The 20,857-nt window shown below is 71.3% G+C and carries 16 protein-coding genes; 7 read left to right on the top strand and 9 right to left on the bottom strand.

All coding sequences use genetic code 11. The annotated features are described in order from the left end of the window. Nucleotides 1-35 precede the first annotated feature (35 nt). Nucleotides 36-878, top strand: coding sequence for an SDR family NAD(P)-dependent oxidoreductase (locus tag ACIP9H_RS07000; protein WP_401581995.1), 843 nt, complete (start codon nt 36-38; stop codon nt 876-878). A 7-nt stretch (nt 879-885) separates the two neighbouring features. On the opposite strand, the gene ACIP9H_RS06995 is transcribed toward ACIP9H_RS07000, so the two are convergent. The 8 genes from ACIP9H_RS06995 to ACIP9H_RS06960 form a co-directional block, all read right to left on the bottom strand. After that, a complete protein-coding gene (locus ACIP9H_RS06995) occupies nt 886-1,899 on the bottom strand; it encodes a LacI family DNA-binding transcriptional regulator (RefSeq protein ID WP_401581992.1) in 1,014 nt (337 codons plus the stop codon). Nucleotides 1,900-1,962: 63 nt separating this feature from the next. Further along, nucleotides 1,963-2,991 (bottom strand): ABC transporter permease, encoded by a 1,029-nt coding sequence (locus tag ACIP9H_RS06990; protein ID WP_401581990.1) that lies wholly within the window; start codon nt 2,989-2,991, stop codon nt 1,963-1,965. Then, the gene (locus ACIP9H_RS06985) at nt 2,988-3,956 is read right to left on the bottom strand and encodes an ABC transporter permease (RefSeq protein ID WP_401581987.1); all 969 of its coding nucleotides are present in this window, start codon (nt 3,954-3,956) and stop codon (nt 2,988-2,990) included. The genes ACIP9H_RS06990 and ACIP9H_RS06985 overlap by 4 nt, the downstream gene beginning before the upstream one ends. Continuing rightward, the gene (locus tag ACIP9H_RS06980) at nt 3,949-5,565 is read right to left on the bottom strand and encodes a sugar ABC transporter ATP-binding protein (RefSeq protein ID WP_401581984.1); all 1,617 of its coding nucleotides are present in this window, start codon (nt 5,563-5,565) and stop codon (nt 3,949-3,951) included. Before ACIP9H_RS06980 ends, ACIP9H_RS06985 begins: the two co-directional genes overlap by 8 nt. A gap of 103 nt (nt 5,566-5,668) precedes the next feature. Beyond that, a complete protein-coding gene (locus tag ACIP9H_RS06975; protein WP_401581983.1) occupies nt 5,669-6,757 on the bottom strand; it encodes an ABC transporter substrate-binding protein in 1,089 nt (362 codons plus the stop codon). A 116-nt stretch (nt 6,758-6,873) separates the two neighbouring features. Then, nucleotides 6,874-10,173: a LamG-like jellyroll fold domain-containing protein gene (locus ACIP9H_RS06970; protein ID WP_401957957.1), complete on the bottom strand. Its 3,300-nt coding sequence runs from the start codon at nt 10,171-10,173 to the stop codon at nt 6,874-6,876. 398 nt (nt 10,174-10,571) lie between these two features. Next, nucleotides 10,572-13,022 carry a glycoside hydrolase family 32 protein gene (locus ACIP9H_RS06965; protein ID WP_401581978.1) on the bottom strand — a complete coding sequence of 817 codons (2,451 nt, stop codon included), beginning with the start codon at nt 13,020-13,022 and terminating at the stop codon, nt 10,572-10,574. Between the two features lie 100 nt (nt 13,023-13,122). Further along, the gene (locus tag ACIP9H_RS06960; protein ID WP_401957954.1) at nt 13,123-14,181 is read right to left on the bottom strand and encodes a carbohydrate kinase; all 1,059 of its coding nucleotides are present in this window, start codon (nt 14,179-14,181) and stop codon (nt 13,123-13,125) included. Nucleotides 14,182-14,444: 263 nt separating this feature from the next. Here ACIP9H_RS06960 and ACIP9H_RS06955 point away from each other — a divergent pair, with 263 nt between their 5' ends. The 4 genes from ACIP9H_RS06955 to ACIP9H_RS06940 are packed head-to-tail and all read left to right on the top strand — an operon-like array spanning nt 14,445 to nt 18,429. Beyond that, nucleotides 14,445-15,446, top strand: a complete 1,002-nt coding sequence (locus ACIP9H_RS06955; RefSeq protein ID WP_401581973.1) for a sugar ABC transporter substrate-binding protein — start codon at nt 14,445-14,447, stop codon at nt 15,444-15,446. A 5-nt stretch (nt 15,447-15,451) separates the two neighbouring features. Beyond that, nucleotides 15,452-16,447 (top strand): ABC transporter permease, encoded by a 996-nt coding sequence (locus tag ACIP9H_RS06950; RefSeq protein ID WP_401581970.1) that lies wholly within the window; start codon nt 15,452-15,454, stop codon nt 16,445-16,447. Next, nucleotides 16,444-17,352, top strand: coding sequence for an ATP-binding cassette domain-containing protein (locus ACIP9H_RS06945; protein ID WP_401581968.1), 909 nt, complete (start codon nt 16,444-16,446; stop codon nt 17,350-17,352). Before ACIP9H_RS06950 ends, ACIP9H_RS06945 begins: the two co-directional genes overlap by 4 nt. 48 nt (nt 17,353-17,400) lie before the next feature. Continuing rightward, a complete protein-coding gene (locus ACIP9H_RS06940) occupies nt 17,401-18,429 on the top strand; it encodes a LacI family DNA-binding transcriptional regulator (RefSeq protein WP_401581967.1) in 1,029 nt (342 codons plus the stop codon). A gap of 105 nt (nt 18,430-18,534) precedes the next feature. On the opposite strand, the gene ACIP9H_RS06935 is transcribed toward ACIP9H_RS06940, so the two are convergent. Next, nucleotides 18,535-19,008 (bottom strand): carboxymuconolactone decarboxylase family protein, encoded by a 474-nt coding sequence (locus ACIP9H_RS06935; protein WP_360907547.1) that lies wholly within the window; start codon nt 19,006-19,008, stop codon nt 18,535-18,537. A gap of 170 nt (nt 19,009-19,178) precedes the next feature. Here ACIP9H_RS06935 and ACIP9H_RS06930 point away from each other — a divergent pair, with 170 nt between their 5' ends. Continuing rightward, entirely contained in the window at nt 19,179-19,631 is a 453-nt protein-coding gene (locus ACIP9H_RS06930; protein WP_401581963.1) for a MarR family winged helix-turn-helix transcriptional regulator, read from the top strand. A 316-nt stretch (nt 19,632-19,947) separates the two neighbouring features. After that, nucleotides 19,948-20,736, top strand: a complete 789-nt coding sequence (locus tag ACIP9H_RS06925; protein ID WP_401581961.1) for a hypothetical protein — start codon at nt 19,948-19,950, stop codon at nt 20,734-20,736. Nucleotides 20,737-20,857 lie beyond the last annotated feature (121 nt).

Here is a 20,857-nt window from a genome sequence, read left to right as displayed (position 1 = left end):
GATGCCCGCCGCCGCCCCGTGCGAGAGGAACGACCTTGAGGACCTGGTTCATCACCGGCGGTACCCCCGGCGGTTTCGGGATGGCCTACGCGGAGGTCGCCCTGGAGGACGGCGACAACGTCGTCCTCACCGCCCGCCGCCCCGAGCTGCTGGAGGAGTGGGCCCGCGAGCACGGCGACAAGGTGCTCGTCCTGCCGCTCGACGTCACCGACGCGCGGCAGATCCACGACGCCGTCGCGGCCGCCGAGGAACGCTTCGGGGGAATCGACGTCCTGGTCAACAACGCCGGCAGGGGCTGGTACGGATCGGTGGAGGGAATGCCCGACGCGGACGTCAGGAAGACCTTCGAGCTGAACTTCTTCGCCGTCGCCGAGGTCCTGCGCGCCGTCCTGCCCGGGATGCGCGAGCGCCGCAGCGGAGCGGTCGTCAACATGTCCTCGATCGCGGGCCTGCGCGGCGTGGCCGGATTCGGCTACTACAGCGCCGTCAAGTTCGCCCTCGAGGGACTCACCGAAGTGCTGCGCCAGGAAGTGGCTCCGTTCGGCATCAAGGTGCTCGCGGTCGAACCCGGCGCGTTCCGCACCCGCGCCTACACCGGATTCGCCGGCGAGCCCGTCGACGAGACGGTCGACGCCTATGTCCCCCTCATCGAGTCGGTGCGCACGTTCATGATCGACCAGGACGGCCGGCAGGCCGGCGACCCCCACCGGGGAGTGCGCGCCGTCGTCGCCGCGCTCGACGAGGACGACTCTCCGCGTCGCCTGGTCCTGGGAGCCGACGGCTACGAGGCCGTGACCTCCCACTTGGAGGGCACGCTCGGCGAGCTCCGCGCCCGTGAAGCCGCCTCCCGCGGCGCGGACTTCCCCGCCGGACGGTGACCGGGCCTCAGCGGCGGCCGAGGGTGGACTCGCGGACGACCAGGTCGAAGCCGGGCCGGACGCGGCGGGGCGGCGTGTCCGGAGTTCCGGTGAGGCGCTCGACGAGGCATTCGACGGCCTGGCGCGCGATGGCCTTCTTGTCGGGGGAGATCGTGGTCAGGGTGACGCCGCTGTAGCGGCCCTCCTCGATGTCGTCGAAGCCGACCAGGGCGATGTCCTCCGGCACCCGCAACCCCCGTGTGGTCAGGACCCGCAGGGCGCCGATGGCCTGGAGGTCGTTGTACGCGAAGACCGCGTCCGGACGCGAACCGCGGTCCAGCAGGTCGGCCATCGCCTGCGCGCCGTCCTCCCGTCCGTAGCCTGAGGCGGTGGCCACCAGGTCGTCCCCGTGCGGGAGCCCGGAGTCGGCCAGTTCCTCGCGCCAGCCGCGCTGCCGCAGGTGGGCGGGTTGCCGCGCGCTCTCACGGCGGGCGCCGAGGAAGGCGATCCGCTGCCGGCCCATGCCGGTCAGATGGCGTACCGCGCTGCGGGCGGCGGCCACGTTGTCGATGACGATGTGGTCGTGCGGGGCGTCGTACTCCCGCTCGCCGAGCAGCACCAGGGGCGCGGTGTCGCTGCGGGCCAGCAGGTCCGCTGCCTCCAGTTCGATCGGCGAGAGGATCAGGCCGTCGATGACATGGGCGCGGAACCCCTGGCTGACCAGGATCTCCTTCCTGCGCTCGCCGGAGGTGTGGTCCAGCAGCACGGTGTAGTCGTGGCGGGCGGCGGCGTCGATCACGGCGCCGGCCAGCTCCGCGAAGTACGGGTTGCCGAGCTCCGGAAGGGCCAGGGCGATGATGCCCGTGCGGCCCTTGCGGAGATGCCGGGCGGTCAGGTTGGGCCGGTATCCGAGTTCGTCGATCGCCTGCTGGACCCGCGCCCGCATCGCGGGGGTGACATGGGCATAGCCGTTCACGACGTTGGACACGGTCTTGATGGACACGCCGGCGCGCTGCGCGACGTCCTTGAGGCTGACGCCCACGGCGTTCCCTCCGGTTGGGGCCGGTGCCGCCGGGCCGCGTCCGGCCCCGCGGCACCGGCGCGGTCATGTGGTGCGCGGTCCCCGCGCGAGGTAGCGCTGGGCCACGACGACCACGATCAGGAACCCGCCGCTGACCACCGATTGGTAGGAAGAGTTGAGGGAGCCGATCTGGTTGATCAGATTCTGGATCACCGCCAGCATGAGCACACCCCACAGGGTGCCGCTGACCGAACCGGAGCCGCCGATCAGCAGGGTGCCGCCGATGACCACCGCGGCGATCGCGTCCAGTTCCATGCCGACGCCGATGATGGTCACCCCCGAGGACAGGCGGGCGGCGTTCAGCGCCCCGGCGAAGCCCGCCAGCAGCCCGCTGACGGCGTAGACCAGCACCCGTGTCCTGGCCACCGGCAGTCCCATCAGCGTCGCCGCGTCCGGGCTGCCGCCCACGGCGAACAGCGACTGGCCGAACGACGTGCGCTGGAGGACCAGTCCGCCGGCGGCGAAGAGCACCAGCGCGATGAGCACCGGATAACCGAAGCCCCCCACGGTGCCCTGCCCGAGTTCGGCGAAGACCGAGTCGCGCGGCACGAGATAGGTGGTGGCGCCCTCGTCGGTCAGGGCCAGCAGCAGCCCGCGCGCGGCCAGCAGCCCGGCCAGCGTCACGATGAACGGCGCCATGCCGGCCCTGGCGATCAGCAGGCCGTGCACCGTGCCGAGCAGCCCGCACACGGCCAGCGGCACCAGCAGCGCCGGAAGCAGCCCGTACTGCGACGCCCAGGCGGCCAGGACGCCGCCGAGCGCGAACACCGACCCGACCGACAGGTCGATGCCCCCGGTGATGATGACCAGCGTCATGCCGAGCGCCACCACCGCGAGGAACGACGCCTGCACGGTGATGTTCCGCGCGTTGGCGAGCGTGCCGAACGACGGGAAGACGAAGGAGGAGACGACCACGACGGCCAGCAGGACGGCCAGGACGCCCTGCCGTTGGACGAGTACGGCGAGCCGCCGCCGGTCGGCGGAGCGGGCCGCCGCCGGCCCGGGTGCTTCGGGGAGCACCCCGGCGGAGCGGGGCGTGGCGAGTGACTTCATCGGGATCGGCGCTCCCGGGCGATGTAGACGGCGACGAGGATGATGACGGCCTGGGCCATCTGCGCGGTGGAGTCGGGAAGATCGTGCTTGACGAGCGTGGCCCGGAGCAGCTGCATCAGCAGCGCGCCGAAGACGGTGCCCAGGACCCGCACGGAACCGCCGGTCAGCGGCGTGCCGCCCACCACCACCGCGGTGATCGCGGACAGCTCCATCAAGGTACCCAGGGTGGACGGGTCACTGGCCGTCAGCCGCGCGGTGGCGAGCACCCCGGCCAGGGCCGCCAGGATGCCGCAGAGGACGTAGACGCCGATCAGGACGCGCTTGACCGGCAGCCCGGCCAGACCCGCGGCGGCCCGGTTGCCGCCCACAGCGACCAACTGGCGCCCGAAGGTGGTCCGGTGGACGAGACCGGCGACGACCACGGCCAGCACGCCGGCGATCAGCACGACCACGGGGACGCCGAGCACGTCGTCGGTGCCCAGGCCCAGCAGGGCGGGATTGGCGATCTGCTTCAACTGCCCGTCGGCGAGGACAAGGGCGAGCCCGCGGCCGCCCACGAACAGCGCCAGGGTGGCCACAATGGGCTGGAGTCCCACCACCGCCACCAGCGTGCCGTTGACCGCGCCCACCGCGGCACCGGCGGCCAGCGCCACCAGCAGCGCCGGCAGCAGTCCGTACCCCAGGTACAGCGGCAGCAGGGCCGTGGCGAGAGCCATCACCGAGCCCACCGACAGGTCGACGCCCTCGGTCCCGATCACCAGGGCCATGCCCAGCGCGACGATCACCACCGGTGCCACCTGCACCAGTTGGGTGCGCAGGTTGCCCGCCGTCAGGAAGTGGTCGGTGAAAACGGCGTTGAACAGCACGAGCACCGCCACCGCCGCGTACACCCCGTACGTCTGGAACCAGGCCGGGGCGGGGAGCCGGAGCGCGCCCCGCCGCACGGCCGGGGAGAGCTCAGTCATCGCGCTCCTCCTCCTCGCCGGTCCCGGAGGTCTCCTTCGCGGCCGTTCCGTGGGCCGCGAGCACCTCCAGCAGTTCTCCCTCGCCGACCTGCTCGCCGGTCAGTTCCCCGGCCACCGCGCCGCTGCGCAGCACCACCAGACGGTCGGCGCCCTCCACCAGCTCCTCGATGTCGGAGGAGATCAGCAGCACCGCGAGCCCCTCCTGCGCGAGTTCGTCCACCAGCGCCTGCACCTCGGCCTTGGCGCCGACGTCGATGCCCCGGGTGGGTTCGTCCAGCAGCAGCACCTTCGGCTCCAGGCACAGCCAGCGGGCCAGCAGCACCTTCTGCTGGTTGCCGCCGGAGAGTTCGCCGACCTTCTGCTCGGGGCTCGACGCCTTGATGCGCAGCCGTTTCATGAAGACGTCGACGACGCGGTCCTGCCGGGCCCGGGACACCACCCCGGCCCGCGACAGCCGCGGCATGGCGGCCAGCACGATGTTCTCCCGCACCGACAGGCCGGGGATCACGCCTTCTGCCTTGCGGTCCTCCGGCAGCAGACCGACACCCGCCCGGATCGCGGCGGCGGGGGAGGGACGGCCGAGCCGCCGGCCGGCCACCGTGACGGAGCCGGAGTCCAGCGGCAGTGCCCCGGCCAGTGCCTTGGCGGTCTCGCTGCGCCCGGAGCCGAGCAGGCCGCCCAGGCCCAGCACCTCTCCGGGGTGCAGTTCCAGCGACACGTCGTCCAGTACATGACGGCGGCTCAGTGCCTCGGCCGTCAGCACCGGCTTGCGGTCGGGCCGGTGGGACTCGCCGAAGCCGGTCCTGCCGTGCCGGCGCACCTCGGCGACCTCGCGGCCGAGCATCATGGCGACCAGCTGCATCCGTTCCAGCCCGGCGAGGTCGCCGGTGTGCACCAGGCGCCCGTCCCGCAGGACGGTGACCCGGTCGCAGATCCGGTACAGCTCCTCGATCCGGTGGCTGACGTAGAGGATGGCGATGTCGCGGCTGTGCAGTTCCTCGACGACCCGGAAGAGCGTCTCTACCTCGCGCGGTTCCAGCGCGGAGGTCGGCTCGTCCATCACCACGACCTTCGCCCGCACCGACACCGCGCGCGCCAGCGCCACCATCTGCTGGGTGCCGACACCGAGGCTGTCGAGCGGCCTGCGGACGTCGGCGGTGACACCGAAGCCCGCCATGAGCGCGGCCGCCTCGCGGTGCATGCGGGGGAAGTCGATCAGGCCGAAGCGGTTCTTCGGCTCACGGCCCAGGAAGATGTTGCGGGCCACGCTCATCAGCGGGACGAGGTTGACCTCCTGGTAGATCGTCGTGACGCCGGCCTGCTGGGCGTCGACGGGCCGGGCGAACGCGACGGGACTTCCGTCGAGCCGCAGTTCGCCGCTGTCGGGGCGGTGCACGCCGGTGAGTACCTTGATCAGAGTGGACTTGCCGGCGCCGTTCTCGCCGACCAGCGCGTGGATCTCGCCGCGCCGCAGGGTGAGGGTCACGTCGTCGAGCGCCACCACGCCGGGGAAGCGCTTGCCGACACCGAGCGCCTCCAGCACCGCAGGGGCGCTGGGACTGCCCGGCTCCGGGGGCGGTGCGGCGGCTGCCGCTTCGGGGGGTGCCATAGGGGGCCTTCCAGGGATTCGCGATGCGGTGGGTCGGGCCTCGGGGGGAGTGGTGAGGGGCACGGCCGCCCTGCCGGTCCGGCCGGGCGGCCCGACGGCGGACTCAGTACGCCCCGGCCAGCGAGTCCTTCGCGTTGGAGGCGTCGTAGGACCGGTCCGAGATGATCACGTCCTCCGGGATGGCCTCGCCGCCGAAGAACTTCTGCGCCGTGGCGAAGGCGAGCGGCCCGAAGCGCGGGTTGGACTCGATGACGCCGTTGTACTGCCCGTTGGCCAGTGCCTGCACTGCGTTGCGCGTGCCGTCGATGGACACGATCTTGACGTCCTTGCCGGGCTTCTTCCCGGCCGCCTTGAGCGCGGTGACCGCGCCGAGGCCCATCTCGTCGTTCTCCGCGTAGACCGCGGTGATGTCGGGGTTGGACTGGATCAGCTGCTCCATCACCTGCTGGCCCTTGTCGCGGGCGAACTCGCCGGTCTGCTGGGCCACGATCTTCAGACCGGGCGCCTTGGCGGCGAGTTGGTCGACGAAGCCCTTGGTGCGGTCCGTGGTGACGTTGTTGCCGGAGGCGCCGAGCAGGATCGCCACCTTGCCCTTGCCGCCGGTGACGTCGATCATCTGGTCGGCCGCGCGCTTGCCCTGCTCCACGAAGTCCGAGCCGAGGAAGGCCACGTAGTCCTTGCACGCGGTGGCGTTGATCTTGCGGTCGATGGTGATCACCGGGACGTGCTTGGCGGCCGCGGCCTGCAGCGCGGGCTCCAGTCCGTCCGAGTTGAGCGGGGCGACGATCAGCAGCTGCGCGCCCTGGGCGAGCATGTCCTGGATGTCGCTGATCTGCTTGGGCAGTTGGGACTGGGCGTTGGTGGTGAGGAGCTTCTTCACGCCGAGCTTGGCCGCCTCGTCCTTGATGGACTGCGTCTCCGCGATGCGGAAGGGGTTCGCCTCCTTCTCGGACTGCGAGAAGCCGACGACCGTGTTCTTCAGGTCGAGCTCGGTCGCGCCGTAGGCCTGGAGCGTGCAGCCGTCACCGGCGGCCGCGGTGGCGGTCGGGGACTGGACGACCTGGGCGCCCTCGGAGGAGCTGGGGGAGGCGGCGCCGGAGTCCTCCTGCTTGGCGCAGGACGTGGCGGTCAGGGCGGCCGCGGCGGTGAGGCACACGACGGCCATCATGCGGGTGGTACGGGAGGTGCTCATGTACGTTCAACTCCTCGTAGAGCGGTGTGCGACCTGATCAGGGGAGTGCGGGGCCCACGAGGAGCCCGGGGGAGGCGGTCCGCCCCGCCCCCGTGAGCGGGGCGGGCCGCCGGTGCTCAGCGGCTCGTCGCCGGCGCCGCGGGTTCGCCGGCCGCCAGCGTCGCGACCTCGGCCGCGCTCAGGGCGCGGTCGTAGGCGTGGACGTCGGCGATCGCTCCGCCCCAGTAGTCGACGAGGTTGCCGCCGTACTTGCCGCGGCCGATCACCAGGTGGCCCGAGGGCCCCTCGGCGTTGCAGGCCCGCGCCGAACCGGCCTGGCTGCCGTCGACGTAGACCCGCAGCTGGCCGTCACCGTGGCTGTAGCTGCCCACCAGGTGGTACCAGCGGCCGGCCACCGGCTCGCCGATGGTGTTCGCCAGCGCCCGGCTGCCTGCGAAGCTGAACGCGAACCGCCGGTCGGCCTGCGAGTACTGCAGGTAGAAGGCGCTGTTGGAGGTGCCGTCCAGGGACACCGCGGTGCTGAAGTGCCCCTTGTCGTCCAGCCGGACCCAGGCGGCGACGGAGTAGTCGGCCCCGTCGGTGTCCAGCACCGGGGCGCCGGTGTCGACGAAGCCGGTCCGCCCGTCCAGTTGCAGGGCGCCGCCGTGGGGGCCGGTCGTCCAGCTCGTGCCGCCGTTCAGGGTCCCGTCGTGGGAGCCGGCGACGTCCTTCGCCACCGTGCCGGACCCCTCGTGCAGCGGCCACCAGGAGACACCCCGCTGCCCGGGTGTGCCCGGTGGGACCTGGGTCCCGCCGGCGGCGGCGCCCGCCGCGATGACCTGGCGGTTGATGGCCCGCACCTGCTCCGGGTCCACCTTCACCACCGCGCGGTCGTAGGTGACCAGGCCGTTGAGTTCGCCCTCCACGTCCGTGATCTCCGTGTAGACCGATCCGGACAGGCCGCACGCGGCCGGGCGGAGCAGTCTGCGGGTGTTCTCCACGTAGGCCGCGGTCAGCTCCTCCTTGCTGTGCGCGGCGTCGCCGTAGTCCTGGCCGCCCGCGGTGCCGAGGATGTGCCCGGGGACGAGGTAGGAGTAGCCGCCGTGCTCCCCGTCGACCGCGGCGCGGCCGGCGTCGGGCGCGGGGGTGGCCGGGCCGTGGTAGTCGTGGAAGTCGATCAGGTCACCGCGACCCGAATCACCCTTGGAGGCACAGCAGTTGACGCCGGAGTGGGCGTCGACCAGACGCGAGGGGTCCTGCTGCTTCACCGAGTCGGCGAGTTGGCCGGTCGCCTCCTTGCTCCACTCGCCCCAGCCCTCGTTCATCAGCGTCCACATCACCACGGACGGGGCGCTGATGTGCTGGTCGACGATCTGGTGGACCTGGTCGACGAAGGCCTCGGTCTCCGGGGTACCCGCGGCGGCCGTGCCCCGGCTGGGCATGTCCTGCCACACCATCAGGCCCAGCCGGTCCGCCCAGTAGTACCAGCGGGCGGGCTCGACCTTGATGTGCTTGCGGACCGCGTTGAAGCCGAGCTTCTTGTGCTGCACGAGGTCGGACTTGAGGGCGTCGTCCGTCGGCGCGGTGTAGAGGCCGTCCGGCCAGAACCCCTGGTCGAGGGTGGCGAGTACGAAGACGGGCTTGCCGTTGAGCTTGATCCGGTTCGTGCCGCCGGCCGGGGCCACCTCGATCGACCGCATCCCGAAGTAGGAGCCGACCCGGTCCTTGCTGCGGCCGTCGGTGAGGGTGACGTCGAGGTCGTACAGGTACGGGGCGTCCGGGCTCCACAGCCGGGCGTGCGCGATCGGCAGCCGCAGCGCGGTGCCCGCCGTGCCCGTCACCGAGCCGGCCTTGCGGCCGTCGCGGGTATAGGCGGTGGCGGTGACCTGGGCCCCGGGCGAGGTGCCTGCGCCGGGGCGTACCGTGACCGCGAGCGAGGAGTCCGCGAGGTTCGGGGTCAGCACCAGCGAGTCGACGGCCGCCTCGGGGACGGGCTCCATCCACACCGTCTGCCAGATGCCCGAACTCGGCGTGTACCAGATGCCGCTGGGGTTGCGGGACTGCTTGCCCAGCGCGTAGCGGTCGTCGGTGGTGTCGCGGACCTTGACCGTCAGCTCCTGCGCCCCGTGCCCGGCCAGGGCGTCGGTGACGTCGGCGGTGAACGCCTGGTAGCCGCCGGTGTGGTGGGCGACCTGCCGGCCGTTGACGTACACCCAGGCCTCGTAGTCCACCGCACCGAAGTTGAGGTTCAACCGGTTGCCGGAGCGGATCCTCCAGCCGTCGGGCACGGTGAAGGTGCGCTGGTACAGCGACCAGTCGTGGTGCCGGGCCACGCCGGACAGGCCCGACTCCATCGGGTAGGGGACCACGATGGTGTCGCTGAGCGGGCCCCGGGGGAGCGCCGCGTCCTGCTCGGTCGGCTGGAACTCCCAGGTCCCGTTGAGGTTCTTCCACTGCTTGCGGGTCAGCTGGGGCCGCGGGTAGTCCGGCAGCGGGTGGGACCGGGACACGTCCTTGGCCCACTTCGTGGCGAAGTACCAGGTGGAGTCGTTCCGCGCGAGGACGGAGAAGGGGCCGGTGGCGCCGTCCGCGGTGGTGATGCCGCCCTTGCCGTCGTAGCTGATCCGCACGTCGGCCTTCAGGGCGACCGGGGAGTCGGACTTCCCGGGACGCAGCAGCAGCCGCGAGGGGTGCTCGGGGTCCTTGGTCACCGTGGCCGACCATCGGGTGCCGCCGGACAGCAGCGCCAGGTGGGAGGCGGCGTCGGCGGGCATGGCGGTCACGCGGGAGCCGAGGTCGACGGTGGCGACGCGGCCGGTTTTGTCGACGGACGCCTCGGCGTCGGCCGGGGCGAAGCCGGTGGGCAGGTGCAGGGCCGTGTCGGGCACGGGCCGGCGGTCGAAGCCGGGGCCGGACCACTCGGTGTGCAGGTAGGCACCGCCGTTGCCCTGGTTGTAGTCCATCGCGAGGTCGTGGAGGCCGGCGGTGAGGGTGATCGGCTGCGAGGTGGTCTGCACGTCCCAGTCGGTCGTCCAGTGGTCGATCACGCTCGCACCGTCGAGGGACAGGCGGAAGCCGTTGTCGCCCTTGATGTAGAAGGTGTACGTGCCGTCGGCGGGTACGTCCAGCCGGCCTGTCCAGCGGACCGCGACGTTGTCGGTGGTGCCCGCGTACGTGCGCAGGGTGGGCAGCAGGTCGTCGACGTGGAGCGAACTGTCGATCCGCGTGCCCGTGTACTGCGCGAAGTCCAGCGCGGTGCCGCTGGTCATGCGGTAGTAGTCGCCGCGCAGGCCGGTGTCGGCCGCGGCGGGCGAGGCGTCCGTGACGGTGGGCCGGGCCGCGGCGGGGGGCGGCGTCATCAGGGCCGCGCCGAGGAGGAGCGGGAGCAGGGCGGCAAAGCGCCCGAGCCAAGTGGTACGTCGTCTGCCAGGACTCACGCTTGCACCTTCCGTGAGGGGCGTCGTCCACGCCTGGAGGGAAGTGCTGGTCAAGGGGGTGTGGCGCCTGGTGCGAAGAAGGGTGTACGCCGGAAACGCGCTTGTACAACGTTGGAAATCTGGACGCGGTGAGAATGAAAGCAGTGCCGTGCCGCCGTGTCCAGACCTCGCGTCGAGGTGGTGCCGGAGAGGCTCATGAGGTCTCTGGGACCGTCAACTCGCCCTGCGCGATGGCGAATCCGCAGATCGGAGGGGTGTACCGGCATCGTCCCTCACGTCGGGTGCCGGTTTTCCCGCGGCATTTTCCAACGTGGGAAAGTCGCGCCTGCGGCCGGGCATGGGAAACCCGGGGCCGGCCCGCCGGCCGGCCCCGGGTTCCGCGCGTCTCCGACCTGGTGTCAGCTGACGGCGAGGTTCTGCGCGACGCTGTTCGCCGCGAAGGTGTTCACCCCGAACAGGCCGCTGGTGTAGGCGTCGTCCGTGGCGTCGATGACGGGATCGGCCTTGTTGCCGAACCACACGCGGATGCGGCTGCCGTCGGTGCGCACCTTCAGGTGGTAGGTGCGGCCCTCGGTGATCGCCGTGGCGTACGTCGCGATGTCCCGGCCCGGGCGCCACAGTTTGACCACACCGGCACTGGTGTCGATGTTCGCCGTGTACCCGGTGCCGTCGCTCCCGGCCCGGAAGGTCAGGCCGGTCGCCGTGCCGTTGGTGACGGACAGGTCGCCCTCGTAGGTGAAGTCGCCCCCCGTGCGGTCGCTGAGGTAGAAGCCGTTCTGCGGCGCGCTGCCGTTCAGGCCGGCCGGGGTGACCGTCCAGGTGCCGCCGCGCGGGGTCCACCGGCCGGCGGGGAAGGCGGTGAAGCCGCCCGGTCCGGTGTTCAGGTTCTGCACGGTCGCGTTGCCGTTGTAGACGTTCACCCCGAACAGGCCGGTGGTGTACGTGGCGTCGGTGGCGTCGATGGCCGGGTCCGCGCCGTTGTCGACCCAGACCCGGATGCGGGGGCCGTCGGTCCGGACCGTCAGGTGGTAGGTGCGGCCGGTGCTGACCGGCAGGGCCTTGACGGCGATGTCCTTGCCGGGGCGCCACAGTTTGAGCACACCACTCGTGTCGAGCGTCGCCGTGTAGCCGGCGCCCGCGGCGGTCGCGCGGAAGGTCAGACCGCCGGCGCGCGCGGTGTCCAGGGTGATGTCGCCCTGGTAGACGGCGTCGCCGCCGCTGCTCGCGCTCAGGTAGAAGCCGTCGCCGCTGGTGGAGGCGCGCTTGCCGCCGCTGACGTCGGTCCAGGCGCCGCCGGCGGCGTGCCAGGGGCCCTTCAGGTTGCTCTCCAGGGTGGACTGGGCCGTCCCCCAGCTGGTGTTGAGGCGGGTGAAGGTCGCGTTGTCGAGCTTCACCTTGCCGCCGGTGGCGAAGAGCCGGATGCCCTGGCTGTCGGCCGCGGAGTCGAAGTCGACGTTGTCGGACAGCGAGTACAGCCCGCCGTCGGCGAAGATCTCCAACTGGCCGCGGTCCACCAGCAGTCGCATGGTGACCTTGCCGTCCCTGGGCTTGAGGGGCTTGCCCTGCAGCGTCTGTGCGGCGGTGTCGTACACCACGCTGCGGTCGGCGGTCCCGTCACTGCGGCTGTGCAGGTCGAAGCCGAACCGGGTCGCGGTCGAGTTCTTCACGTCGAACTGGGCGGTGATCTCGTAGGTGTCGGCCTTGATGCCCTCGAAGGGGTTGTCGGCCGCCTTGGGCTCCTTGCCCGGCTTGGGCTCCTTGGGTGCCTTGACGGTGTCGTTCTTCCAGGTCTCGGTCTCCGAGGCGAGCGAGGAGAGCTCGGCCACCGGAGTGCGGGTGATCCGCGGTCCGTCCGGGGTGCTGACCAGGGCCAGGGTCACCGGGAAGGTCGCGTTGCCGGTCCAGGTGCTGCCGCGGTTGCCGCCCTGCCAGGCCATCTGCACCGTGCGGCCGTCGGGGGTGTTGGTGAACGTCTCGGCGGCGTAGAAGCTGCCGCCCGCGTACGTGGTGCCCAGGTCCATCTGCTGGGGCTGGGTCCAGTCGGTGCGGAAGGTCGTGCCGTCGAAGCTGCCGACGACGTACTGGCTGGAGGCGGAGGTCAGCACCCACTTCTGCTGGTTGCTCTTGCCGTCCAGGGGCAGCGGGTAGAAGTCGGGGCACTCGAAGAGCCAGGGCGCCTGGTAGCGGCTGGCGAGGGTCCAGTCCAGGAGGTTCGGCGAGGTGTAGAGGTTCACGCCGTTCCCGCCCTGGTTGGACCAGACGACCATGGTCCAGCGGTGGCGTGCCGCGTCCCAGATCACCTTCGGGTCGCGGCTCTCGTCGGGGATCTCGATCTGCTTGCGGCCCTTGTCGTACGCCTGGAAGGTCCGGCCGTTGTCGTTGCTGTAGAAGATGCTCACGCCGTCGGTGTTGGAGAACACCACGATCGGGTCGAGTGATCCGGTCTTCAGGCCCGAGGTGTTGTCCTTGTCGACGACGCCGCCCCCGGAGAAGAGCGTCCCGGGGTGCACACCCGGTTCCAGGGCGATCGGCTTCTGCGTCCAGTGCACCAGGTCGGGGCTGGTGGCGTGGCCCCAGTGCATGGTGTCCCAGGCCAGGCCGTGCGGATTGTGCTGGTAGAAGAAGTGGTAGAGGCCGTTCGCGTAGACCAGGCCGTTGGGGTCGTTCATCCAGCCCGACTGCGAGCTGAAGTGGAACTGGCCGCGGAACGGCTCGCTGTACGTGGTCGCCGGATAGGGGAACTCGGGGTAGTCCGAGACGGTCCCGGCGACCGCGGGCGTGTTCGGCAGGAGGAGCGCGGCCAGGCCCGCGATCAGGGCGGCCAGCAGGGCCCCGACTCTTCGACGCATGTGAACCAGCTCTCTTGACGTCGCTGTGAGTGTCATCGTTGACACATGTCATCGCTGACATCCGATCGATGACCGATGATGGGCCCCGGCTGGGGGCCCGTCAACGCCTCGGACCGGATGGGTTCCGCTGCCCGGGGCTGTCGGCGGCGGTGCTCATCCCCCCGTGGAACGACGCCACTTGACGGGCCCACGGCGGGTTGGGGCCGGCCACGGCGCAGGTCAGCGCCGCCACGTGCACCGCGAACGCGCAGGCCGCCGTGACGTCGGACAGCCGCAGGTCCTCCAGTCGGCCGCCCAGCAGCTCCCGCTCGCCGAGGAAGTGCAGCAGCCCCGCGGTGAACGAGTCCCCCGCCCCGACTGTGTCGACGACGTGTGTGGGCACCCCGGGTACGGAGACGGTCCGCCCGTCGAGCGAGGCGAAGGCTCCGTGCGCACCGCGCGTGATCACCACCAGCCGCGCCCCCGCCGCGTGCAGGCTCGCGCACGCCTCCTCCACCCCGGTGCCAGGGGCCAGGACCCGCAGGTCGTCCTCGCTCAGCCGCAGGATGTCCGCCACCGCGCACCAGCCCGGCAGCCGGCGCCGGTAGACCGCCGGATCGACCAGCGCGGGGCGGACGTTGGGATCGATGCTCACCGTCGCCCGCGGTCTCGCCGCGGCCAGGAACTCCTCCAGCAGCGGGCCTCCCGGTTCGCGGGCCAGCGCGAGTGAACCGGAGTGCACACAGACCGCGTCGCCCAGGCCGGCCCGGTCCAGTTCGGCCCTCGTCCACTGCCAGTCCGCGGTGCCCTCGGCGTGGAAGCTGTACGTGGCCTGACCTGTGGCGTCGATGTCGGCGACCGCCAGGGTGCTGGGCTCCGCCGCGACCGGGGCATCCGTCAGATCGACGCCCGAATGCAGGAGATGGGCGCGGAACAACCGGCCGAAGACATCGCCCGACAGCCGCGCCAGCAACCGGGTGGGTGTGCCGAGCCGGGCCAGCCCGGCAGCGGTGTTGGCCGGCCCGCCGCCGGGCAGGGCGTGCAGACGCAGCCCTTGGGCGGGGTCCCCGGCGACAGCGCCCGCCCGGTCCTGACCGCCGGGGTGCGGTGGGCCGGACCGGGCGTCCGCGAAGACATCGGCGACGCACTCTCCCAGCACGGTGACCTGACGCGACTGCATGCGGAATTCCTCCAGGTGGGGTGCGGAACCTGCGGCCGGAGCGGCCCCGAGTGCCGGGCGTCGACCCGCTCGCGGCGCTCCGGCCGTTGCCAACTCGTGTTCTGCAGAGGGCATTGACGTTGCCGGAGCGGGAGTCCATCATCCTCCGCAGGCAGTGTCAACGATGACATATGTCAACGATGGCATTGCCTCCGGCGTCGCGTTCCCCGACGCCCGGCACCGCTCGGACGTCCCCCGCTCACTGCTTCCCCCAGGAGTCGCACATGTCCCGTAGAGCCCGCCCGGTCCTCGTCATCGGCGCCGCCGGCCTCGCCCTGTCCCTCGCGGCGTGCGGGTCCGGTTCCGGCGGCAGCTCCCCGTCCGGGGGCAAGGTGAAGGTCGGCCTCATCACCAAGACCGACACCAACCCGTACTTCGTGAAGATGAAGCAGGGCGCCGAGGAGGCCGCCAAGAGCGAGAACATCGAACTGACCACCGCGGCGGGCAAGTTCGACGGCGACAACGCGAGCCAGGTCACCGCGCTGGAGAACATGGTCGCCGCCGGGGTCAAGGGCGTGCTCATCACCCCCAACGACTCCAAGGCCATCGTCCCCGCGATCGCGAAGGCGCGCGCCAAGGGCGTGCTGGTCATCGCGCTCGACACCCCGCCCGAGCCGCAGGACGCCGCCGACGCGCTGTTCGCCACCGACAACGTGAAGGCGGGCGAGCTGATCGGCGCGTACGCCAAGGCCGCGATGTCCGGCAAGCCGGTGAAGATCGCCACCCTGGACCTCGCCCCCGGTGTGTCCGTCGGTGTGCAGCGCCACGACGGGTTCGTGAAGGGCTTCGGCATCGACGCCTCCGACCCCTCGATCGTCTGCTCCCAGGACACCGGCGGCGACCAGGCCAAGGGCCAGACCGCCATGGAGACCTGCCTGCAGAAGGCGCCGGACATCAACCTCGTCTACGCGATCAACGAGCCCGCCGCGCTCGGCGCGTACACGGCCATCAAGGCCAAGGGCCGCGAGAAGGACGTGATGATCGTCGCGATCGACGGCGGCTGCACCGGCGTCCAGGCCGTCAAGGACGGCAAGATCGCCGCCACGTCGCAGCAGTACCCGCTGAAGATGGCCGCCGACGGCGTCAAGGCGGTCGCCGCGTTCGCCAAGGACGGCAAGAAGAGCAGCGGTTACACCGACACCGGGGTCACCCTCATCACCGACAAGCCCCAGGCCGGTGCCGACGCCAAGGACACCGCCTTCGGCCTCGAGAACTGCTGGGGCTGAGCACGTTGACCACTTCCACCACGCTCCCCGTGGGCGCCGGCGAGCCGACCGCACTGCGCAGGCTGCTCACGGCGCCCGCGGCGGGCCCCTTCGCGGCCCTCGTCATCGCGTCCGTGTTCTTCTCGGTGTCGACCGACCAGTTCCTGTCCGGCGGGAACTTCTCGCTGATCCTCCAGCAGGTCATGGTGGTGGGCACGCTCGCCATCGGCCAGACGCTCATCATCCTCACCGCGGGCATCGACCTGTCCTGCGGCGCGGTGATGGCCTTTGGCGGCATCCTGATCGCCAAGCTCGCGGTCCAGGGGCCGCTGCCGCCGGTGCTCGCCATCGTGATCGGCATCCTGGCCTGCGGCGTCTTCGGGCTCGTCAACGGCCTGCTGGTGCGGGCGGTGCCGCTGCCGCCGTTCATCGTGACGCTCGGCATGCTCAACGTCGCCTTCGCCCTGACCCACATCTACTCCGCCGAGCAGACGGTCACGGGCCTGCCCGGACCGCTGACCGTGCTCGGCAGGACCTTCCCCCTCGGCCGGACCGATGTCACCTACGGGTCGCTGGTCACCGTCGCGCTGTTCCTGGGATTCGCCTACGCGCTCAGCAGCACCGCGTGGGGCCGCCACGTCTACGCTCTCGGCAACAGTGCCGAGAGCGCCCGCCTCAGCGGCATCCGCGTGTCCCGCCTCACCGTCGGCGTCTACGCGGTGGCCGGCCTGGTCTACGGTGTCGCGGCCCTGCTCCTGGTGTCGCGGACCGGCGTCGGCGACCCGCAGGCGGGCCAGACCGACAACCTCGACAGCATCACCGCGGTCGTGCTCGGCGGCACCAGCCTGTTCGGCGGGCGCGGCACGGTGCTCGGCACCTTCGTCGGCGTCCTCATCGTCGGTGTCTTCCGCAACGGCCTCCAGTTGATGGGTGTCTCGTCCGTCTACCAGACGCTGGTCACCGGCGTCCTCGTCATCCTCGCGGTGACCGTCGACCAGCTCTCGCGAAAGGGGACCCGATGACCGGCCCGGCCTCCTCCCACGACCCGGCGCCGGGCGGACCCGGCAGCGCCGCCTCCCCGACGGCGAAGCCCGCGCCGGGCGGCGCCCCCGAACCCGTCCTCAGCGCGCGCGGCCTGGTCAAGCGCTACGGGCACGTCACGGCGATCGACGAGGCCGACTTCGACCTGATGCCCGGCGAGGTGCTGGCCGTCATCGGCGACAACGGCGCCGGGAAGACCAGCCTGATCAAGGCACTCACCGGTGCCCTCGTGCCGGACGCCGGCGAGATCCGGCTGCACGGAGTGCCCATCCGGTTCGGCGGGCCGCAGGACGCGCGGGCCCACGGGATCGAGACGGTCTACCAGGACCTCGCCGTCGCGGCGTCCATGGACATCGCCTCCAACATGTTCCTCGGCCGCGAGATCCGCCGCCCCGGTGTGCTCGGCTCGGTGTTCCGCATGCTCGACAAGAAGGCCATGCGCCGGGAGGCAGCCGCCCACATGGCCGCGCTCAAGGTCGGTGTCGGCTCGCTCGCGCAGCCGGTGGAGACCCTCTCCGGCGGTCAGCGGCAGGCCGTCGCGGTGGCCCGCGCGGCCGCCTGGGCGCGCAGCGTCGTGGTGATGGACGAGCCGACCGCCGCGCTGGGCGTCAAGGAGTCGGGGCAGGTCCTCGACCTCATCCGCCGGGTCCGGGACAAGGGCATCCCGGTGATCCTCATCAGCCACAACATGCCGCACGTCTTCGAGATCGCCGACCGCGTCCACGTGCACCGGCTCGGCAGGCGCGAGGCGGTGATCAGGCCGTCGGACTACTCCATGGCGGAAGTGGTGGCCATCATGACCGGCGCGCTGAGTGTGCGGGCCGACGGGGGTACGGTCGTGACGGACAGCGACGCGGCCTCGGCAGCCGGGGTGCGGGGGAGCTGACCGCGGTTCCGGCATCCACGGGACCGACGTCCACGAAGAAGGTGGTTTATGGCAGCGACCCGCAGACCGACCCTCGCCGATGTGGCCCGCGAGGTGGGCGTGAGCGCCAAGACGGTCTCCCGGGTCCTCAACGAGGACGGCCCCAGTTCCCCGGAGACCAGGAAGCGGGTACTGGAGGCCGTCGCCAAACTCGGCTTCCAGCCCAACCTGATGGCCCGGAGCATCCGGGTCGGCGGACCGGACACCACCGTGGGCCTGGTGGTGCCGGACCTCGGCAACCCGTTCTTCGGCGCGGTGGCCGGCGGCATCGAGGACGCCGTGCACACCCGCGGGCTGACCCTGCTCATGGGTTCCTCCGACGACGACCCGGAACGTGAACTCGCCCTGATCCGGACCTTCCTGGCCCGCAGGGTGAGCGTGCTCATGGTGGCGCCCGCCGTCGGGGCCGACCACACGTACCTCAAGGCGCAGCGGTCCGGCGGCATGCCCGTCGTCTTCCTCGACCGGCCCGGCAACGGCCTCACCGCCGACACGGTCGTCAGCTCCAACCGCTCGGGCACCCACGAGGGCGTGACCCATCTGATCACCCGCGGCCACCGCAGGATCGGCTTCATCGGCGACCTGCCGGCCCGGTTGTACACCCGCCGCGAACGCCTCGCCGGCTACCGCGCGGCGATCGCCGAGGCCGGCCTGCCGTACGACCGCGCCCTGGTCGCCGACGCCCACGACCCGTCCGGTGCGGCCGAGGCGACCGCGCGGCTGCTCGCGCTGCCCGATCCGCCCACCGCGCTGCTCTCCGGCAACAACGTCATGACGATCGGGGTCATGGCCGAACTCTCGCGCAGCCGCCGGAAGGACGTGGCCGTCGTCGCCTTCGACGACGTGCCGATGGCCGCGATCCTCGAACCCGCGCTCACCGTGGTCGCGCAGAACCCCGCGGCGATGGGGGAGGTGGCGGGCGCCACCGCCGTCGAACGCCTGGAGGGCGACCGCTCACGCGCCCGCACGATCATGGTCGAGACCCGACTGGTCGCCCGCGGGTCCGGCGAACTCCCGGCGCCGCGCCGCCCGGAGTGAACACGGGCGGGACCGGGGGCGCGGGTGTCCGCCCGTCTCCGGGCCATGGTCGGGGACATGGCCCGGAGACGGACAACCCGTCCCGTGGGGCGGGAGGCTCGTCGATCAGCCGAACATGCCGGGCTGGTAGTCGCCGGCGGGCTGCTGGTTGATCACGTTGATGCGGTTGTAGGCGTTGATGACCGCGATGAGGGAGATCAGGGCGATCAGCTGGTCCTCGTCGTAGTGCTTGGCGGCGGCGGCCCACGCCTCGTCGGAGACGCCGCCGGCCGCGTCGGCGATGCGGGTGGCCTGCTCGGTCACTTCCAGGGCCGCGCGCTCGGCGTCGGTGAAGACCGTGGCCTCGCGCCAGGCGGCGACGAGGTTGAGGCGCACCGGGGTCTCACCCGCGCGGGTGGCCTCCTTGGTGTGCATGTCGGTGCAGAAGCCGCAGCCGTTGATCTGGCTGGCGCGGATCTTCACCAGTTCCTGCGTCGCGTGCGGCAGGGTCGACTCGGCCGCGACCATGCCCGCAGAGTTGATGTGCTTGAGGAACTTGCCCGCGGTCGGGTTACCGAAGAAGTTGAGACGCGCGTTCATCGTGCTCTCCTGTGCCGTAGGAACGGTTACGCAGCTCTGACCGCGCAGTCGAGCGGAATGTGACAGCGGCGCGAAAGTGACGCACGTCTCATCGGCTTCTCCGTGCCACCACCCGGTGCGGACATATGCGAGCACGTGCGCGTATCGTGGGATGCGGAAGGGGAGGTGCCGTGACCCGCGCATTGAAGAACCTCGACGACCCGTGCAACAACCTGGCACTGCGCAAGGCGTCCCGGTATCTCGGCGCGACGTACGACAGGGCCCTGGCGCCGGTCGGTCTGCGCGCCACGCAGCTCACCGTCCTGCAGAAGCTCGGCGCGCAAGGGCAGACGACGATCACCCTCCTCGCCGAAATGATCGCCATGGACCGCACGACGATGGCCTCCAACCTCAAGCCGCTCGCCCGGGAGGGGCTGGTGACCGTCGGGACCTCGGAGACCGACCGCCGCGCCCGTGTCGTCACGATCACGGCGGACGGCCGGGCCCGCCTGAAGGCGGCGCTGCCCCTGTGGCGGGCGGTCCAGGAACGGTTCGAGGAGTCGTTCGGCGCCGAGGAGGCCGCCCGGTTGCGCGCGTCCCTCGAAGCCGTCCTGGACACCGGTTTCCGGCCCTGGGCCGAGTAGGCGGCCGGCAGGTCGCCCGTGCGCGGTGCTCCGGCCACGAACGGCACGTCCGGAATGCGACGCCCGGCACCGCATGCCACGGTGATCAGGTGAATTTCCCGACCGGCACATGCCAGGGGAATGCACCGTGGCCCTGCCGGGAGTCCGATCCCGAGGGCGTACTGGGACGCGTCCCGGTGAACGACAAGGACTGACCCAAGATCTGGGGACGTCGCGGAGAGCCATGCCCGAACAGCCGCCTCCCCGCGGCGGCGTGCCCCACGCCGCCCGACGGCCCGCGTGCGTCCGGCTCTCCCACCGACTGGAAGGAGCGGACGTGAAGGCTCGTTTGGGCGGAAGCCGGGGAAGGGCACGCGCGGTCATATCGGTGGCCGCCGTTCTCGTCTCGATGCTGTCGGGATCGGTGTCGGCCGTCGCGGACGGAAACGGAAACGGAAGCGGCAACGGGCCGGGTGCGTCGGATCATTGGGGGCTGATCACGCGCAACACGATCGGTTCCGCCGTGGCCCAGCTGCGGAACGGTCCCTTCGTCCCGGTCACCACGCAGGGGGGGTCGACTTCCACCTCCAGGCCTCCCTACGGAACCGGCAGCCTGGGCATCCAGGTGACACCCGACGAGAAGGTCGACTTCGGCAACGAGGTCGACTTCCTGGGTGACCGGCTGCTGGGCCTGGACAAGATCGGATTCCATGTCTTCCAGACCAGTGAGAACGTCTCCTACGGTGGCGCCCTCAACATGCCGAACATCCGGATCGAGATCGATCCGAACATGACCGTGCCCGACGACTACTCGACCCTGGTGTGGAACCCGCCCGCCTCCCTGGCGGTGAACAGCTGGAGCAAGTACATCGACGCCACCGAGTCCGGTACGTGGTACCTCACCGGCGGCGAGACCTCCTGCACCCAGAACCGCAGCCCCCGGCAGTGCACGTTCGCAGAGCTGAAGGCATCGTTCGCCGGTGCCGTGCGGCAGCCCACCATCCTCAGCATCGCGGTGGGCAAGGGCCGGGACCACATGTGGATCGGCGCTGTCGACGGCCTCCGGATCAACCGGTACGTCTACGACTTCGAACCCACCGGCGTCAGGGCGCATCGCGTCGGCTGACGCCCGGCCCGCCCCTCACGCTCCGCGAGGGACCCGGCCGGCGGCCTGCCGGCCGGGTCCCTCGCGCAAGGTGCTGCCGCTCGATGTCCCCTTTAGGATGCCGATGCGGCGTATGAGGCTG

Source organism: Streptomyces sp. NPDC088732, from assembly GCF_044751205.1.
Classification (GTDB): domain Bacteria; phylum Actinomycetota; class Actinomycetes; order Streptomycetales; family Streptomycetaceae; genus Actinacidiphila.
Note: the sequence above shows the minus strand (reverse complement) of the source record. Positions and strands in the feature narration are given on the sequence as shown.

Excerpts from the sequence above, each read along its gene's own strand:
- ACIP9H_RS06935 (WP_360907547.1), bottom strand. The coding sequence starts at position 19,008 with ATGAACGCGCGTCTCAACTTCTTCGGTAACCCGACCGCGGGCAAGTTC.
- ACIP9H_RS06965 (WP_401581978.1), bottom strand. The coding sequence starts at position 13,022 with ATGCGTCGAAGAGTCGGGGCCCTGCTGGCCGCCCTGATCGCGGGCCTG.
- ACIP9H_RS06975 (WP_401581983.1), bottom strand. The coding sequence starts at position 6,757 with ATGAGCACCTCCCGTACCACCCGCATGATGGCCGTCGTGTGCCTCACC.
- ACIP9H_RS06985 (WP_401581987.1), bottom strand. The coding sequence starts at position 3,956 with ATGACTGAGCTCTCCCCGGCCGTGCGGCGGGGCGCGCTCCGGCTCCCC.
- ACIP9H_RS06955 (WP_401581973.1), top strand. The coding sequence starts at position 14,445 with ATGTCCCGTAGAGCCCGCCCGGTCCTCGTCATCGGCGCCGCCGGCCTC.
- ACIP9H_RS06980 (WP_401581984.1), bottom strand. The coding sequence starts at position 5,565 with ATGGCACCCCCCGAAGCGGCAGCCGCCGCACCGCCCCCGGAGCCGGGC.
- ACIP9H_RS06960 (WP_401957954.1), bottom strand. The coding sequence starts at position 14,181 with ATGCAGTCGCGTCAGGTCACCGTGCTGGGAGAGTGCGTCGCCGATGTC.
- ACIP9H_RS06940 (WP_401581967.1), top strand. The coding sequence starts at position 17,401 with ATGGCAGCGACCCGCAGACCGACCCTCGCCGATGTGGCCCGCGAGGTG.
- ACIP9H_RS06945 (WP_401581968.1), top strand. The coding sequence starts at position 16,444 with ATGACCGGCCCGGCCTCCTCCCACGACCCGGCGCCGGGCGGACCCGGC.
- ACIP9H_RS06990 (WP_401581990.1), bottom strand. The coding sequence starts at position 2,991 with ATGAAGTCACTCGCCACGCCCCGCTCCGCCGGGGTGCTCCCCGAAGCA.